Raw genomic sequence first — 19,547 nt, 5'->3', positions numbered from 1 at the left:
CTGCGCTGTTCGACCCGGCGACCGCGGAGATGATCTCCGCGGCGTTGTCCGCGGCACTCAGCTCGCTCGCCGACGACGCCGACCTGCCGGTCGCCGACCTCCCGATCCTCACCGCAGCCGAAGCCGATGCGCAACAACAGCTCTCGGTCGGTCCCGCGGTCGTCCTGCCCGACCTCACGATCCCGGCCGCGATCGCGGCCGCCGACCATCTGCGAGCGTCGGAGGCGGTTGCGGTGCGTTTCGGGGACCGCACTCTCACCCAGCGCGAGTTCGCGGCGCGGGTGGCCACCCTCGCGCGGGAACTCATCGCGCTCGGGATCGGCCCGGAGGACTGCGTCGCGGTGTGCATGCCGCGGTCGATCGAACTGGTCATCGCGGTCCACGCGGTACTCGCCGCCGGCGGTCAGTACATGCCGGTGGCACCCGACGCTCCCTCCGACCGCGTTCGCCACATGGTCGACACCGCGCACGCGAGGATCGCGCTGATCTGCGACGACCGGGCGCCCGCGGCGCAAGTTGTCGCCCGCGCGATCGTTGTGGACGCCGCGAACCCTGTCGACCTCGACACTGTCCCGGTCGCCGCCGACGAACGTCTGTCGATACTGCGCCCCGACCACGCGGCGTACACCATCTTCACGTCGGGGTCCACCGGCCGACCCAAGGGCGTCACGGTGTCCCATCGCGCCGTACTCAACCGATTGCGATGGGGAGTCGACGAATTCGGGATCGGACCGCACGACTCGATCCTCCTGAAGACGCCCTTCACCTTCGACGTGTCGGTGCCCGAACTGCTGACCCCGGCGCTGACCGGCGCCCGGTTGGTCATCGCGCCCGACGACGCCCATCTCGATCCGCATTCGATGGCTCGGCTGATCGACGCCGAGCAGATCACCACGGTGCACTTCGTACCGTCACTGCTCGCCGTGTTCATCGACGAAATCCGGCCCGTTCGCTCCGCTCCCGACGCCGGTGACATTCGGCCCGCTCGCTCCGCTCCCGGCGCCTGTGACATTCGGCCCGCTCGCTCCGCTCCCGGCGCCGGTGACATTCGCGACGATGCGAGTTCGCCGCTACCGAGCCTGCGACACCTCTACTGTTCCGGTGAGGCCCTGCCACCGGCGACACTGCGGGCGACGCGCGCGGCGCTCCCACGCGTACGCGTCTCCAACCTGTTCGGTCCCACCGAAGCCGCCGTCGAGGTCGCCGTCGCGACTCCGGACCCCGGCGCGGACGTGGTGCCCATCGGGCGGCCGGTGTGGAACACCCAGACGTTCGTCTTCGACGCACGCTTGCGTCCCGTGCCGGCGGGCGTCACCGGCGAGTTGTATCTGGGAGGCGTCCAGCTCGCCCGCGGATATGCGGCACGGCCGGACCTCACCGCCGAACGCTTCGTCGCCGATCCCGCAGGCGGCGGCCGACGCCTGTACCGCACCGGCGACCTCGTCCGGCGTAACCGTGCGGGCGACCTGGAGTATCTGGGACGCAGGGACTTCCAGGTCAAACTCCGCGGACAGCGGATCGAACTCGGTGAGATCGAGGCGGTCCTGTCCGACATCGACGGCGTACGCCAGGCCGTGGTCACCGTCGCGAGCGCCCCGGGCGGTTCGGACCACCTGGTGGGATATCTCATCGGACCCGGCGGCGGTGGACCGGACGGGGACGAGTTCATCGCACGCGCGCGGGAGGCGGTGACCGCGTCGTTGCCGGTGTACATGCGGCCGACACTGTGGGTGCCGCTGACCGAAGCGCCGCTCGGCAGCACCGGCAAACTGGACCGGAAATCGCTGCCGGCGCCGCGCTTCGACCCGTTGTCGGAAGCCGTCCACGCCGACGCCGCACCCGCCGACGACGCGGAACGGACCGTCGCCGCAATCGTTGCATCACTCCTCGGGGTCGAGGACGTCCCGGTGACCCGGTCGTTCTTCGAACTCGGCGGGGACTCCATCGCATCCATCCGCCTCGCGTCGATGCTGCGCGCCGCGGGGCTCCATCTGACCCCGCGCGAGGTGTTCGCGGCGTCGACCATCCGTGAGCTGGCCCGTCGTGCACAGACGGAGGCGATCCGGAAACTCGACGAAATACCGGGCGGGGCAGTCGGTCCGGTTGGGATGACCCCGGGCCTGGCGTGGATGCTCGACCTCGCCGACGACCCGGACGACCTCGCGGACTTCTCGCAGAGCACGGTGCTTGCGCTGCCGGTCGAGGCGGACGAGGCCGCCGTCCGCGCGGTGGTGACCGCGGTCGTCGCGGCCCATCCGATGCTGACGGCATCGCTGCGGACCGACTCCGTCGGGGGTCCGGTCGTCGTGGCGGGCGACGGCGACCCGGGTGACATCACGGTCGAGATCCTCGACCGCTCGGACATCTCGACATCGAGCCGGCCATCGACGCCGGCGCGCTCCGTCGACAGCGCCATCCGGGCAGCCCATGCGCGCGCCCTCGCGACCTTGTCGCCGGCCGACGGACGACTGGTCGCGGCGATCGGCGTCCGCTTCGCCGACGGCACCGGCCGACTCGTCGTCGCCGCCCATCATCTCGGCGTCGACGCCGTGTCGTGGCCGACCATCGTGGCGGGTCTGGGACGCGCGTGGTGGCAGTACCGCAACGGGGAGACGCCGGGCCTCGCGGCCGCGGGTACCTCGTTCCGGCGCTGGTCGGGTGTGCTGGCGGGACTCGCCGATCGCGCAGAGGAGATTGAGTGGTGGTCGCGCCAGCTGCCGCCGACCCCGGCGGAGTGGGAGATCGACCGGGCCCGGGACCGTCTCGCGACCACGATCTCGGTGTCCCGCACCGTCGGAGCCGGCCTGGCAGAGCGGGTCTTGGGCACGGTCGCCGAGACGTTCGGTGCGCGCCCGGACACCGTGGTGGCCGCGGCCGTGGCATTCGCGCTGCGGGATCCGGTCACGGCGTCCGGTCCGGTGTCGATGGTGATCGAGAACCACGGCCGCGAAGAGGGCATCGCACCCGGCGCCGACCTGACCGAGACGGTCGGATGGTTCACCTCGTTCGTACCCGTGAGCGTCGACGTCCCCGGGCCGGTGGAGGCGACCGCCCCGGCAGCACGAGGTGAGGCCGCCGCGGAGGCCACCCCCGGTCATCGTCTGGCGACGATGGTCAAGGCGCTCAAGGACACTCAGTCGCGAATGCCGGACAACGGCATCGCGTTCGGGCCGCTGCGATGGCTGCGTCCCGGCTCGCCGCTGCGAAACCGGCCCCTCCCGCCGATCACGGTCAATTACCTGGGTCTGCTCGGGGGCGGAGGCATCGACGACACCGATTCGACGGCAACGGATTTCGTGCCGATCGGTGACGCGCCGCCGCTTCCGCCGTCGGTTCGGGGAGACATGATCGCGTTGGCGGCGCTGACCGTGACGGCCGCCTCGGTGGCGACCGCGGGTGGTCGGGAGTTGCGAGTGGACCTCACGGCACCCGAGGGGTTGTTGGACGAGCCCGCGCTGGGCGGGATCGCCGATCGCTGGGAATCTGCACTGTCCTCGCTCGCCGCGTATGTGGATGCCGTGGGCGACCCGGGTCCGAGCGAGACCGACGTGATCGGCGGGCTCGACCAGACGGACATCGACCACGTGCTCGCCACCCGGACACGCGCAGCACGGACGCGCGGTCGCTACGCGATCTGGCCGCCGACGCCGCTCCAACAGGGGCTCTTCTACGAAGCCCAGCGGCTGGTCGGCGTCGATCCCTATGTGACCCAGTCGGTCATCGAGTTCGACGGAGCTCACCCCGCCGACATGCTCCTGCCGGCCGTCCGTGAGCTGTTGACCAGGCAACGTGTACTGCGCTCGGGGTTCACCCGCACGCCGTCGGGTCGACTGGTCGTGGTGGTACCCCCGGCCGATCATCCCGCGGTGACCGAGCCCGACTTCCGCGGCGTGGACCTCACCGGTCTGAGCACGGCCGACGCGGCCTCGCGGATCGTGCAGATCGCCGACGAGGACCTACGACGCCCATTTGTCCTGGACGACCCGCCGCTCATCCGGTTCTCCGCGGTGTCCCACGACACGGTGACGGGCCCCGCGTGCACACTGGTCATCACCGCACACCACATCATCCTGGACGGATGGTCGGGGCCGATTCTCGTCGCCGACCTCCTCGCGGCCCACCTCGGCCGCCCGGCGATCACGCCGGCACGTGACTTCGAGTCCTACCTCGATTGGCTCGACCGACGCGACGCCGCGACCACGATCACCGCCTGGCGCGAGCATCTCGCCGACATCGTTCCGACGCTGGTCCGTCCACAGGTGCACCCCGGTGCCGACCGCGAGCCCCGGCGGCACGAGGTGACGGCGCGGGTGTCCGCGACCACCCGGGCCGCCCTCGAACGGACGGTGCGGACGCTGGGCACGACGACGAGCACCGTGCTGAATGCGGCATGGTCGATCGTGTTGTCCCGCTTCACCGGCGAGCAACGAGTCGTCTTCGGTGAGACGGTGTCGGGGCGGCCCGCCGACCTCGACGGTGCCGACGGCATGATCGGCCTGTTCATCAACACCGTGCCGGTCGTTGCCGACGTCGCACCGGGTCGATCGCTGGCAGCTCTCATCGGTGAACTGCACCATGCCCGCGCCCGCATGCTCGACCACCAGTTCGTCGGACTCGGCGACATCACCGCGGCGACCGGCCACCCGCGCCTGTTCGACACCCTCGTGGTCTTCGAGTCGTATCCGGTCGACGTGGACACGGTCGTGGCGGGGTCGCGGACCTCGGGCCTCGAGATCCGCGACGTGAGCACGTCCGACGCCACGCACTATCCGCTCGCGCTCATCGCCGCACCGGAGGGCGACGACCTCTGCCTCACGGTCAAGACGGATCTGTCCGTCGTCGGCGAGGGTGTCGCCGAGACGGTCGCCGCCATGCTGACCGACCTGCTCGACGCGGTGATCGACGACCCGTCCCTGCCGGTGGCCGCGCTCGACCCGATGCCGACTGCCCTGCGCCCGACGGTCGAGGGTTGGTCGCGTGGTGTGGAGGTGGGGTTGGGGTGGTCGGGTCGTTCGGTGGGGTCGGTGGTTGCTGAGCGGGTGGGGTTGTCGGTGGGTTCGGTGGCGGTGCGGGTGGGTGGTCGGGTGGTGTCGTATGGGGAGTTCGGTGGGTTGGTGGGGGGTGTTGCGCGGGAGTTGTCGGGGTTGGGTGTGGGTGTGGATTCGGCTGTGGGTGTGGTGATGTCGCGGTCGTTGGAGTTGTTGGTGGCGGTGCATGCGGTGGTGGCTGTGGGTGGTCGGTATGTGCCGGTGGAGGTGGATGCGCCTGCGGAGCGGGTGGGGTTCATGTTGTCGACGGCGGGTGTGGGTGTGGTGTTGGTGCGGGCGGGGGATGTGGGTGGGGGGAGTGTTGTTTCGGGGGTTGGGGGTGTGCGGCGTGTGGTGGTGGATTGTGGTGAGGGGGTGGGTGTTTCGGTTGATGGTGTGGTGGTTGGTGAGGGGTTGGGTGTGGGTTTGTTGGGTGAGGTGGTGTCGGGTGTGGGGGAGGTGCCGGGTGGTGCGGGTGTGTACACGTTGTTCACGTCTGGGTCGACGGGTCGGCCGAAGGGTGTGACGGTGTCGCAGGCTGCGGTGGTGAATCGGTTGGGGTGGATGCAGTCGTTGTTCGGGTTGCAGGGGCGGGATGTGGTGTTGTGGAAGACGCCGGTGTCGTTTGATGTGTCGGTGTGGGAGTTGTTCTGGCCGTTGATGGTTGGTGCTTCGGTGGTGGTGGCGGAGCCGGGTGGTCATCGGGATCCGTGGTATGTGGCGTCGGTGGTGGAGCGGTTCGGGGTGTCGGTGTGTCATTTTGTGCCGTCGATGTTGTCGGTGTTTGTGGATGCTCTCGGGGAGTCGGTGCCGCAGGAGTCGGTGCTGCCGGGTTCGGGCGGGTTGGGTTCGGGGTTGGGGTCGTTGCGTCAGGTGTTTTGTTCGGGTGAGGCGTTGGGTGTGGGTGCGGTGGAGGGGTTGCGGGGGTTGGTGCCGGGGGTGCGGGTGGTGAATTTGTATGGGCCGACGGAGGCGGCGGTGGATGTGACGTCGTATGTGGTGTCGGGTGGTGAGGTGGTGGTGCCGATTGGTCGGGCGGTGCCGAATGTGTCGGTGTGGGTGTTGGATTCGCGGTTGCGTCCGGTGCCGGTGGGTGTGGTGGGTGAGTTGTATCTGGGTGGTGTGCAGGTGGCGCGGGGGTATGCGTCGCGGGCGGGGTTGACTGCGGAGCGGTTTGTGGCGGATCCGTTTGGTGGGGTGGGTGTGCGGTTGTATCGGACGGGTGATCGGGTGCGGTGGAGTGGTGTGGGTGAGTTGGAGTATGTGGGTCGTGTTGATTTTCAGGTGAAGTTGCGGGGGCAGCGGATCGAGTTGGGGGAGATCGAAACCGTCCTCGCGAGCGCCGACGACGTGGTCTCGGCAGTCGCGGTGGTGCACGACGACCGGTTGGTCGCGTACGTCACCGGACCCGACGAGTCGGCGGTGTCGCGGCTACGAGACCATGCCGCCCGCAGGCTCGCGTCGTACATGGTTCCCGACACCGTCATGGTGCTCGACGCGTTGCCGCTGAACACCGCGGGCAAGGTCGACCGAAAAGCCCTGCCCGCACCGGATCTCTTCTCCACTCGACGGGTGGAACCGGACACGGACACCGAGCGCGCGATCGCCGGCATGGTCGTCGAGGTGCTCGGCCGTGGTGGGGACGCCACGGCGATCTCGGTGACGGACAGCTTCTTCGAGATCGGCGGACATTCACTGTCGGCCACTCGGGTGGCGGCGCGGGTCGCTCACGTGTTCGGTGTGCTGTTCGGCGTTCGTGAACTCTTCGATGCACCGAGCGTGCGCGCGATGGCTGCTCTCGTCGACGCGACCCGTCGCACCGACAGCGGTTCACCCGCCGAGACAGCAGACCTCGGTTCGATCCCGCGTCCTGCCCGCCTCCCGTTGTCGCCGGCGCAGCAACGCATGTGGTTCATCAACCAGTTCGATCCGGGGTCATCGGCCTACAACATCCCGTTCGCCCTACGGGTGCGTGGTCGTCTCGACGTCGTCGCCTTGCGCGCGGCACTCGCCGATGTGATCGACCGGCACGAGGTGCTGAGGACGCGTTACCCACAGGGCCCGGATGGCCGGCCGTGGCAGGACATCGCCGCGGCTGACGACGTCACCGTCGATCAGTGGTGGCGGACCGCCAGGGTGGAGACGCTGTCCGCGGAACCGTTCGACGTCACCCGCGACCTCCCGATCCGTTCGGGCATTCTCGGATCCGATCCCGACGACCACGGTGCACACGACCACGTGCTGGTCGTCGTGCTGCACCACATCGCCGCCGACGGCGAGTCACTGGCGCCCCTGGTCGACGATCTCCTGCACGCGTACCGGTCCCGCGTCGAGGGTCGCGCGCCTGTCCGTCCTCCGCTGCCGGTGCACTACGCGGACGTCGCGCTCTGGCAGGAGCGCGCCCTGGGCTCGATCGACGACCCGGACTCCGAACTCGGCAGGCAGTCGCGCTGGTGGCGCGATCACCTCGCCGGCCTGCCCGAGGTCCTCGAGTTGCCCACCGACCGACCCCGTCCGCCGGTGGCGTCCCTCCGCGGGGCGGTGGTGGACCTCGACCTGCCCGAGGGTCTCGCACCCCGCATCGAGTCGTTCGCCCGCGCACACGGCGTGACCGTGTTCATGGTCGTGCACGCGTCGGTCGCGGTGGTGCTGTCCCGGTTGTCGGGGACATCGGACATCGCGGTCGGTTCACCGGTGGCCGGCCGTGGCCGTGCCGAACTCGACGCCCTGATCGGCATGTTCGTCAACACTCTGGTCCTACGCACGGAGGTCGACGCCTCGGCCACCTTCGAGCAACTGGTCCGGTTGGTGCGCGACACCGACCTCGATGCGTTCGCCGCTGCCGACGTGCCCTTCGAGTACCTCGTCGATGCCCTCGCCCCGGCGCGCAGCGAGGCGTTCGCGCCGCTGACCCAGGTGCTGCTGACCCTAGAACAGACCTCCGTGGGGGAGTTGTCCGCGCCGGGACTGACGATCACGCCCGTCGAGGCCGGTGCGCCCGCTGCCCGGTTCGACCTCATGATCGGGATGTCCGCCGATCGGGACGACGCCGGTGCCCTCGCCGGCCTGGCCGGCCGGATCGTGTACGCCACCGACCTCTTCGACGAGCCTACGGTGCGACGCATCGGTGCGCGGATCGTCGACGTCCTCGACGCGGGCCTCGCCGATCCCGACGTGATCGTCGGCGACATCGACCTCGTCGACGCCATCGAGCGCGCCGCCATCGAGGGTTGGTCGCGTGGTGTGGAGGTGGGGTTGGGGTGGTCGGGTCGTTCGGTGGGGTCGGTGGTTGCTGAGCGGGTGGGGTTGTCGGTGGGTTCGGTGGCGGTGCGGGTGGGTGGTCGGGTGGTGTCGTATGGGGAGTTCGGTGGGTTGGTGGGGGGTGTTGCGCGGGAGTTGTCGGGGTTGGGTGTGGGTGTGGATTCGGCTGTGGGTGTGGTGATGTCGCGGTCGTTGGAGTTGTTGGTGGCGGTGCATGCGGTGGTGGCTGTGGGTGGTCGGTATGTGCCGGTGGAGGTGGATGCGCCTGCGGAGCGGGTGGGGTTCATGTTGTCGACGGCGGGTGTGGGTGTGGTGTTGGTGCGGGCGGGGGATGTGGGTGGGGGGAGTGTTGTTTCGGGGGTTGGGGGTGTGCGGCGTGTGGTGGTGGATTGTGGTGAGGGGGTGGGTGTTTCGGTTGATGGTGTGGTGGTTGGTGAGGGGTTGGGTGTGGGTTTGTTGGGTGAGGTGGTGTCGGGTGTGGGGGAGGTGCCGGGTGGTGCGGGTGTGTACACGTTGTTCACGTCTGGGTCGACGGGTCGGCCGAAGGGTGTGACGGTGTCGCAGGCTGCGGTGGTGAATCGGTTGGGGTGGATGCAGTCGTTGTTCGGGTTGCAGGGGCGGGATGTGGTGTTGTGGAAGACGCCGGTGTCGTTTGATGTGTCGGTGTGGGAGTTGTTCTGGCCGTTGATGGTTGGTGCTTCGGTGGTGGTGGCGGAGCCGGGTGGTCATCGGGATCCGTGGTATGTGGCGTCGGTGGTGGAGCGGTTCGGGGTGTCGGTGTGTCATTTTGTGCCGTCGATGTTGTCGGTGTTTGTGGATGCTCTCGGGGAGTCGGTGCCGCAGGAGTCGGTGCTGCCGGGTTCGGGCGGGTTGGGTTCGGGGTTGGGGTCGTTGCGTCAGGTGTTTTGTTCGGGTGAGGCGTTGGGTGTGGGTGCGGTGGAGGGGTTGCGGGGGTTGGTGCCGGGGGTGCGGGTGGTGAATTTGTATGGGCCGACGGAGGCGGCGGTGGATGTGACGTCGTATGTGGTGTCGGGTGGTGAGGTGGTGGTGCCGATTGGTCGGGCGGTGCCGAATGTGTCGGTGTGGGTGTTGGATTCGCGGTTGCGTCCGGTGCCGGTGGGTGTGGTGGGTGAGTTGTATCTGGGTGGTGTGCAGGTGGCGCGGGGGTATGCGTCGCGGGCGGGGTTGACTGCGGAGCGGTTTGTGGCGGATCCGTTTGGTGGGGTGGGTGTGCGGTTGTATCGGACGGGTGATCGGGTGCGGTGGAGTGGTGTGGGTGAGTTGGAGTATGTGGGTCGTGTTGATTTTCAGGTGAAGTTGCGGGGGCAGCGGATCGAGTTGGGGGAGATCGAAACCGTCCTCGGCACCACGCCGGGTGTCGCCCAGGTGGTGGTCTCGGTCATGGAACTCGCTGCGGGAGAACAACTCGTGGCTCACGTCACCGGAGCGGATGTCGACGTCGAGCATCTGCGCGCGACCGCTGAGCAACTACCCGCGTACATGCGCCCCACGTCCTGGGTCGTCCTGGACACGTTGCCGTTGAACACCGCGGGCAAGGTGGACCGAAAAGCCCTGCCCGCACCGGATTTTGTCGCCGCCGAACGCGTGCTCCCCGAGGCCGACGCCGAAGTCGCGATCACCGGTGTCTTCGCCGACGTGCTCGGGCTGTCTGCCGCGGACTCGGTGTCGGTGACCGACAGCTTCTTCGATCTCGGCGGCAACTCACTGGCCGCGACCCGACTCGCGGCCCGCGTCTCCCGGATGCTCGGCGTCCCGGTACGGGTGCGAGACGTCTTCGACGCCCCGACGGTCCGTGATCTCGCGCGTCGAATCCAGGCGGCAGACATCGCCGGGGCCGGAACCGCAGTCCCGGATCGGTCGGCTGCACCGGCCCGTCCGTCGGTCTTGCCTCTCTCGAGCGCCCAACGCCGCATGTGGTTCATCAACCAGTACGAGCCGACGGTGGCGTCGTACATCATCCCGTTCGCCTTCCGACTCCGCGGCACGGTCGAGGTCGAACAGCTACGCCGAGCGCTCGCCGACGTGGTCGCCCGTCATGAGGTTCTCCGGACCACCTACCCGGTGTCCCGCGACGGACGCCCCGAGCAACGAATCCACGACGTCGATCCGGAGAATACCGGATTCGACTGGGCGGTGGCGGATTCCGAGTCCGAAGCGCTGGCCGTCGCCGCCGAGCCATACGACCTGACCCGTGACCTGCCCGTGCGCGCCCGCGTATACGTCGATCCCGGTACAAGTGCACTGCTGGCCGTCAGCATCCATCACATCGCTGCCGACGGCGAGTCGGGCCGGGCGCTGTCGCGCGATCTGCTCACCGCGTACTCGGCACGACGCGACGGTCGGAGCCCGGACTGGCCGCCGCTCCCGATCCAGTACGCCGATCACGTCCTGCAGGTCGCCGGACGAGCGGACGAGCAGGACGAGCACCGGCAGTGGTGGGCCCGCCGGCTCGACGGCGCCCCGGTCCTCATGGATCTGCCCACCACCCATCCACGCCCGGCCACGCCGACCATGCGCGGCGCGACCGTCGAGTTCGTCATCCCGGGACGTGTCGCGCAGGGGATCGGCATCCTCGCCCGCGCCGGCGACGCCACCGCATTCATGGTGCTGCACGCCGCACTCGCCGCGGTGCTGGGTCGGCTGTCGGGCAGCCGCGACGTCGTCATCGGGACCGCCGCCGCGGGCCGCGACGGCGACACCGACGACTTGATCGGCATGTTCGTCAACACGGTCGCGCTGCGGACCCCGATCGTCCCCGCACAGCCGTTCACCGACCTCCTGCGGGTGGTGCGCGAGGTGGATCTCGACGCCCTCGATCACGCCGGCGTACCGTTCGACGACGTCGTCGACGAACTCGGGGTGGCCCGCACCGCGTCCCATGCGCCACTGGTCCAGGTGCTGCTCACCACGTCCGATCTCGCCGCCCCCGCCGCCCCCGGTGGGCAGTTCGCCGGCCTCGACGTCGAACCCGTTGCCGTCGAGGACAACTCGGCAAAAGTCGACCTGACCCTCGGTGTTCTGACGGACCCGGCCGAGGGGGCTCCGTGGCGCGGTTCGCTCACCTACGCAACGGACCTCTTCGGCGACTCCGACGCGCGCCGGCTCGCGGACCGATTCGTCGGCGTGCTGACGTCCGCGGTCGGCGACAGCACATTGCCGGTCGGGGACCTCGAGCTACTGACCCCTGACGAGGAGATGATCCCGCTCGTCTCGGGCGACCCCGATCCCGCCCCGGAACTCCTCTCGGACCTGCTCATCGACGCGGCGCGGATGCGTCCGACCCACCCGGCCGTCGTCGACCCCGCCGCCGCGGACCCCGAACACGTCTGGAACTATGCCGAACTCGATTCGGCGAGTTCGCATCTCGCGACGGTCCTCATCGGCCGCGGTATCGGTCCGGAGGACGTGGTCGTCAGCGCGTTCCCGCGCTCGACGACCGCGCAGCTCGCCTTGTGGGCAGTGGCCAAGACCGGTGCGGTGTACTGCCCGATCGACCCCCGCTACCCGGCGGAACGCATCGCTCGGGTCCTGGACGCCGCGAACGCCGTGCTGGTGCTCACCGACGGGAGTGTCGAGGGGCCCACCGCCGACACGGCCTCCACGTGGCCGCCGCGACTGCTGCTGGACGCGGCGCTCGTCGCCGACCTGCGCAGACGCCCGGCGCTCGACCCGCCGCGTCGCAACCGGCCGGTGACACCCGATTCCGGCGCCTACATGATCTTCACCTCCGGATCGACCGGGACGCCGAAGGGGGTGCACGTGACGCACCGCGGCCTCGCGGGTGTCAGTACGGTGCTGCGCGACCGGCACCGATCCGGGCCCGACGCGCGCTGGCTGGGGATCAGCTCGCCCGCGTTCGATGCCGCCATACTCGAGGTCCTCGGTGCCTACGGCAGTGCTGCGACGCTCGTCGTCGCGCCTCCCGAGGTGTACGGGGGCCGCGAGCTCGCCGACTTCATCACGACGCACCGCACTACCCACGCCTTCCTGGTGACGTCGGTGGCGGCGTCGTTGCCGGATCCCGGTCGCCTGCCCATGACCGACGTCCTCGTCGGCGGCGAGGCCGTCCCCGACACCGAGAAGGACCGGTGGGCCGCGCACGTGGCGTTCCACAACGGTTACGGACCCACCGAGACCACGATCATCAGCGTCACCTCGCCCCCGATCGGCGTCGACGAGCCGGTCCACCTCGGCAGCCCGGTCCCTGGCGCGAGCGCCCATGTCCTGGACGAGCGGCTGCATCCGGTGCCGCCGGGGGTCGTCGGGGAGCTGTACCTCGCCGGTCCCGAACTCGCACGCGGTTACCACGGACGGCCGGCGCTGACCGCCGAGCGCTTCGTCGCCGCCGTCGACGGGGCACCGGGCACGCGGATGTACCGGACCGGGGATCTCGTGCGGCGGGACCGCAGTGGCGGATTGGTCTACGTCGGCCGCGCCGACTTCCAGGTCAAATTGCGCGGCCAACGGCTCGAACTCGGTGAGATCGAGGCCGTCCTGACCGCACACCCGCAGGTGCGGGCGGCGGCGGTCATCGGGGTCGGGAACCCGGTGACCTCGCTGGCCGGTTACGTCGAACCCGTCGACCCCGGACGGCCGGTCGAGATCTCCGCCCTTTGTGAACATCTCGCGACTCATCTGCCATCGCACATGGTCCCGGCGGCACTCATGGTGCTCGACTCCATCCCGCGCAGCCCGATCGGGAAGATCGACCGCGCCGGCCTCCCCGCCATCGAGCCGTCGAAGGCCGACGCCGAACGCGTTCCGCCGTCGACGCACACCGAGCGGTTACTCGCGGCCATCGTCGGCGAGGTTCTCGGACTCGACGACGTGTCGGTGACCGCTGACTTCTTCGTCATCGGCGGCAACTCGTTGTCGGCCACGCGTGTAAGTGCCCGCGCGGGGGACGCTTTCGGGGTCCGCGTCGGTGTCCGCGACGTCTTCGAGGCGCCGACGGTTCGCCTGCTCGCGCGTCGCGTCGACGCCGCTTACGACGATGCGTCGCGACCGCCACCGCTGCGCCGTGTCGATCCGCGGCCCGCGTACATTCCACTGTCGTATGCGCAGCAACGGATCTGGTTCCTGAACCGGTTGGATCCGAATTCGGGGGCCTACACCATTCCGATGGCCGTCCGCCTCCGCGGCCGGCTCGACCGGGGTGCGCTACGCGCCGCCGTCGTCGACCTGCTGACCCGCCACGAGATCCTGCGGACCGTGTTCCCGGCGCCGGGCGGTGAACCGCGGCAGCACATCCTGCCGATCGACGAGGCCCGGGCCCGCCTGCGGTGGGAGGACATCGCGGCTCCGCGGGAGCTCGCCTACCCGGCCGCACTCGTCGGTGATGCCGCCTTCGACATCACGTCCGAGCTGCCGCTGCGTATTCGCCTGTTCGCGGTCGGTGGCGGTGGGATCGACACCGACGACCACGTCCTCGTCGTCGTACTGCATCACATCGCCGCCGACGGTGAGTCGATGAGGCCGCTCGCCGCCGATCTGTGGGGGGCCTATCTGGCGCGTGCCGGGGGCCATGCGCCAGCGGCGGCCGCGCCGGCGATCCAGTTCGCCGATCACGCACTGTGGCAACGGGAGACGCTGGGGGACATCGACTCGCCGGAGTCCGTTCTCGGTCGCCAGGTCGGCTACTGGGTGAATCGACTGTCGGGGATCCCCGACCTCCTCCCGCTGCCCACGGACCGGCCGCGACCGGCGGTCGCGTCGCAACGGGGCGGTCGCGTCACCGCGGCCATCCCGACCGAACTGACACAGCGGATCACGGACACGGCCCGCGCCCACGGGGCCACCGAGTTCATGGTCGTCCACGCCGCGCTGTCGATCGTGCTGGCCAGGCTGTCCGCGACCCGCGACATCGTGATCAGCACCCCGGTTGCTGGACGGGGCCATGCGCATCTCGACGACCTCGTGGGAATGTTCGTCAACACCGTGGTCCTGCGCACCGACGTCGACCCCCGGACCCCGGTCGGGGAGTTCCTCGAACGGGTGCGCGTCGACGACATTAACGCCCTCGCACGCGCCGATGTCCCGTTCGAGTACCTGGTGGACCGACTGTCCCCGGTCCGGTCGGAGGCGTTCGCCCCGATCAGCCAGGTGATGCTGTCGGTGCTGCACGATCAGGACACCGGAACGGTCGGGACCGACCCCTCGGGATCGGCGGAACTGACCTTCGAACCGATCGAGGCGTCCACCGGCACCACCCAGCTCGACCTGACCGTGGCGGTGACGATCCGTCCCGAAGGCGCGTGGGACGTCGAGATCGTCTATGCCACCGACCTGTTCGACGATCGGACCGCGCGCACCGCGATCACCCGCCTCACCAGGGTCCTCGAGGCGGTCGTCGGTGCCGACGACATGGCTGTCGGTGCCATCGACCTGACCGACGCGGCCGAGCGCGCGCGGATCGCCGAACTGGTCGCGGGCCCCGATCTGTCGGTGCCGTGGTCGACGGTCACCGATGCGATCGAGGCGGCCGCGCGACGCTCACCGGAGTCGACGGCCCTGGTGGCCGGTGCGCGATCCGTGACCTACCGCGAGTTCATGGACCGGATCACCCAGCTGGCCGAGACGGTGTCCGCACACGGCGTGGGTCCCGAAGTGGCCGTGGGCGTGTGTATCCCGCGGTCGGTGGAGCTGGTGCTCGCGATCCACGCGGTGGTGATGGCCGGCGGCAGCTATGTCAGCATCGACCCGTCGAGTCCGCCCGAACGAGTGGCCGCGATGGTCGACGCCGCGTCGATCGCGGTCATTCTGACCGCTGAGGTGACCCCGTCCGCGCTGTCCGGTCTGTCGGTACCGATGCTCGTCGTCGACGGAAACGCCCCGCCGGAGGACCGCTCGGGTCCCCGGCCGGAACTCCGTCGCCCGTGTCCGGGCAACGCCCTCTACACGTTGTTCACGTCCGGCTCTACCGGAACGCCGAAGGGGGTCACGGTCAGTCACGGCGCCGTACTCAACCGACTCGCATGGATGGCGGTGCGTTCCCCGCTGCGTCCCGACGATGCCGTTCTGCTCAAGACGCCGGTCACCTTCGACGTGTCCGTCCCCGAGTTGTTCGAACCGCTGATGGCCGGGGCCCGCCTCGTCATCGTCGAGGACGGCCGTCACATCGACCCGGCTCACGTCCTCGCCGAGATCGAGCGGCATCGGGTCACCTCGGTGCACTTCGTGCCGTCGATGATGGCGGCGTTCGTCGAGTACATCGGCGACCACCCGCAGCGGCGCGCGGCACTGTCGTCGTTGCGGCAGGTCAACGCGTCGGGCGAGGCACTGCCGGCGGCCACCGCCGACACCATGGCGGCGCTCGTGCCGCAGGCGGACCTCGACAACCTCTACGGGCCGACCGAGGCGGCCGTCGAGGTGACGGCGTACCGCTTCGCCCCCGGCGACGTGATCGTGCCGATCGGACGCCCGAACGCGAACACCACCACGTGGGTGCTGGACGACGGGTTGCGCCCGGCGCCGGTCGGGGTGGTCGGCGAGCTGTACGTCGGCGGCGATCAGCTGGCGCGCGGTTATGCCGCCCGGCCCGACCTCACCGCCGAACGGTTCGTGGCCGACCCCACCGGCCCGCACGGAGGTCGCCTCTACCGAACCGGTGACCTGGTGCGCTGGAACGCCTCCGGTGCGCTCGAATACCTCGGCCGGGCAGACTTCCAGGTGAAGTTACGTGGACAGCGCATCGAGCTCGGGGAGATCGAGACCGTCCTCGCCCGTGTCGACGGCATCTCGCACGCGGCGGTCACCGTCCGGAGCGGGCCGGCGGGTGATGCACTGGTCGGATACCTCGCCGGCCGTGTCGATCTCGACGCGATCCGTGAGCATCTGCGGCAGGCGTTGCCGCAGTACATGCACCCGACGCAGTGGGTGGTCCTCGATTCGGTCCCGGTGACCGCGACCGGCAAACTCGACCGCCGGGCCCTGCCCGCGCCGCGGAGCGAGCCGGTCGAGATGGTGCCGCCCGCCGACGCCGTCGAACGGGCGATGGCCGTCGTCGTTGCCGACGTGCTGGGACTCGACGAGATCTCGGTCACGACACCGTTCTTCGATCTGGGCGGCAACTCGCTCGCCGCGATGCGGGTCGTCGCCCGGATCGGCGAGCAGCTCGGGACCGACCTCGATGTGCGCGACCTCTTCCGCACCCCGACGGTCCGCGAGCTCGCGCAACTCGTCACGCGTCGTCGGGTCTCCGACCATCCGCTCGTCGCACGACCCCGGCCCGAGCGCATCCCGTTGTCGTATGCGCAACAGCGACTGTGGTTCATCAACCAGTTCGACGTGACGTCCCCGACGTACAACATGCCGATCGCATTCGACATCCGGGGACTCCTCGATGTCGACGCACTACGCGCCGCGGTCGCGGCTGTGATGACGCGACACGAACCGCTGCGGACCGTCTACCCGCTCGGCGACGGCGGGGTGCCGCTACAGCACATCCTCGATCCTTCGGTGGCGGCGGCCCGACTGCGCTGGGAATCGGCCGGGACGCCCGAGGACGCGATGGCGTTGTGCGCGGAGGGATTCGACGTGACGACGCAGCTGCCGTTGCGTGTGGTGACGTCGCTGGTATCAGCGGAGGGTGCGTCGCCGCCAGTGTTTCGAGTCGTGCTAATCCTGCACCACATAGCCGGCGATGCGGCGTCCCTGGCGATCCTGGCCGCGGAGCTCCTCGGTGGGTACCGCAACGGTCGACGCCCCGAAGACGGGTCGATCGACGTACCGGAGATCGCATACGCCGATCACGCGCTGTGGCAACGCGATGTGCTCGGGGACCTCGACGACCCGACCTCACCGATGGCGGCGCAGTACTCGTTCTGGACCGAGACGCTGGCCGACGTTCCGGCCGCGTTGGAGATCCCCGGTGACCGTCCGCGTCCACCGATCGCCGACCCCACCGGTGGTCGGCTGCCCCTCCAGATCGGCGAGGAGCGCAGCGCGGCGGTGGCGGCGACCGCACGCGTGCACGGGATGACCCCGTTCATGGTCTGTCACGCCGCCTTCGTCGCCGCACTCGCCCGTGTGGCCGATGTGCGGGACATCAGCGTCGGCGCCGCCATCTCCGGTCGCGGGCACGCGGCCACGGCGGGGCTCATCGGGATGTTCGTCAACACCGTGGTGCTCCGCACATCGGTGCACTCCGAGGACAAGGTCGAGGACCTGCTCCGCCGGGTCCGCGACGCCGATCTCGCGGCCTTCGCGCACGCCGACATCCCGTTCGAGACCCTCGTCGAGCACCTCACCCCGGTCCGGTCCACCGCCCACGCGCCGCTCGTGCAGGTCATGATCAACTATCTCGGCGAGTCGTCCGGGACACCGGCGGTGCCTGGTATCGGCGCGGACGCCGAGCCGCTCATCGTGGACGGTCTCGAGGTCGTGGCCCTCGAACCGGGGCCGCCGCCGGCGAAGGTCGACCTCACCCTCGGTCTCGCGGAGCGGTCCGTCGGTGCGGCTGTCGAGTTGGTCGGCGAGATCGACTACGCCGCAGCGCTGTTCGACATCGAGACGGTTGAGTCGATACGCGACGTCTTCCTAGGCATGCTCGACGCCGTGACCGGTGACATCGACATGGTGCTGGACGAGGTCGATGTGACCGGTGCCGTTGACGGTGCGTCGCTGATCCTCGACAGCGCGGGCCGGGCGGTACCGGCGCGGGTGCCGGGTGAGTTGCACGAGCGCACGGCAGACGGTTCGCTGCTCGCGACGGGTATGCGGGCGCGGTGGGTCGACGCCTCGATGACACGACCGGAGATCCTCGGGCCGGTCGAGCGTCACCCCCGGATCGGCGGGCGGCGAGTGGATCTCGATGCGGTGGAGGCGGCACTCAACGCGGTGGCGGGCGTCGTCACTGCAGCGGTCGTGGCGTCGGCGTCCGACGGTCAGCCGACGGATGACGGAGTCGAGGTGGGGGCCTGGGTCGTGGTCGACCGCGACGGCCCCGGCGCCTCCGACCTCCGACGCGAGCTGTCGAGAGTATTGCCCGCACACTGTATTCCGACGGTGATCAGCGTCGTCGACGCCATCCCGGTCGGCGCGGACGGGCGACCCGGACGCCGCGAGGTCGCGTCGCTCATGAACTCAGCCGGTGGGGGACGCGAGGACGCCGAGCCCGCGGCCCCGACCGGCCGCTGGGAAGTGACGGTCGCCGAAGCGATGTCGGAGATCACCGGGACCGCGGTGACCGACGCGGACCAGGGTTTCTTCGACCTCGGCGGGACCTCGCTGTCGGCGGTTCGGCTGGTGTCGCTGCTGCGGCGACGGACCGGACTGCCCGTCGAGGTCGCATGGATCTTCGCCGGACCCACACCGCGCGATCTCGGCGCCCGGCTCGCTGCTCAGGCGACGCACGAGGAATCCACCGACACCGCCGAACCGCGGGGCCAGGTGGTCGTGCCGCTACGGGCGGACGGCAGCCGCGAACCGGTCTTCTGCGTCCACCCCGCCGATGGGTTGGCGTGGCTGTTCGCCGGTCTCACACCGTATCTCGAAGACCGGCCGGTCTTCGGTCTGCAGGACCCCTTCGTGGTGGCCGGCGACACGGCCGCCACGTCGATCCGCGAACTCGCCGCGCGGTATGTGGCCGAGATCCGGGCGATCGTCCCGCAGGGGCCCTACCACCTCGTCGGATGGTCCCTCGGCGGGCTCATCGCCCAGGAGATGGCGGCCGAATTGCGTTCGCAGGGTGCCGAAGTCGGGTTCCTCGGCCTCCTCGACAGCTATCCCGCGACCGGCGGTGAACTCGAGACCGACGGGGCGGCGGCGCGTGCCGAGGTGTCCGCGGAGGATGCGCGAGCCACGGTCGCGGACCTGCTCGGCGGGTGGCGAGCGGTCATCGACATCGACGCGGTGACCGCCTCCGACGATCCGGCCGCGATGGCGGCGGCGGTCCGCGAGCGGGTCGTCGGACTCGGACTCCTCGACGGACCCGCGTTCGACCGCATGCTCCAACGGATGGCGACGTCGGCCCGACGCACCGTCGACCATCGGCCCCGAACCTACGACGGCGACGCGATGCTCGTCGTCGCGGCGGCGGGGGAGGCCGACCCGGACAGCACCGCCGGACGCTGGACATCGTTCCTCGGCGGGCGGGTCACCCGTGTCGACGTCGATGCCGATCACCTCGGGATCGTCGGTACCGACGCGCTCGAGGTGATCGGACCGCGGATCGACGCGGCGATCCGCGAGGCCGAGTCGCGGCGCGCAAGCGACGGCCCCCACCCGCTCCCTGAGTAG

1 protein-coding gene (cut by a window edge) is annotated in these 19,547 nt (G+C 69.9%); it reads left to right on the top strand.

Features of this window, described 5'->3' with window-relative positions; translation table 11 throughout:
- On the top strand, nt 1-19,547 hold the 3' portion of the coding sequence (locus B1818_RS14885; protein ID WP_078113166.1) for a non-ribosomal peptide synthetase. The gene continues 6,808 nt to the left of window position 1, outside the view; only the last 19,547 of its 26,355 coding nucleotides appear in the window; the start codon falls outside the window, past its left edge; it ends in the stop codon at nt 19,545-19,547.

The sequence above is a fragment of the Gordonia sp. IITR100 genome, from assembly GCF_002009645.1.
GTDB classification, from domain to species: Bacteria; Actinomycetota; Actinomycetes; order Mycobacteriales; family Mycobacteriaceae; genus Gordonia; species Gordonia hongkongensis.
This window is presented reverse-complemented; position numbering and strand designations above follow the sequence as displayed.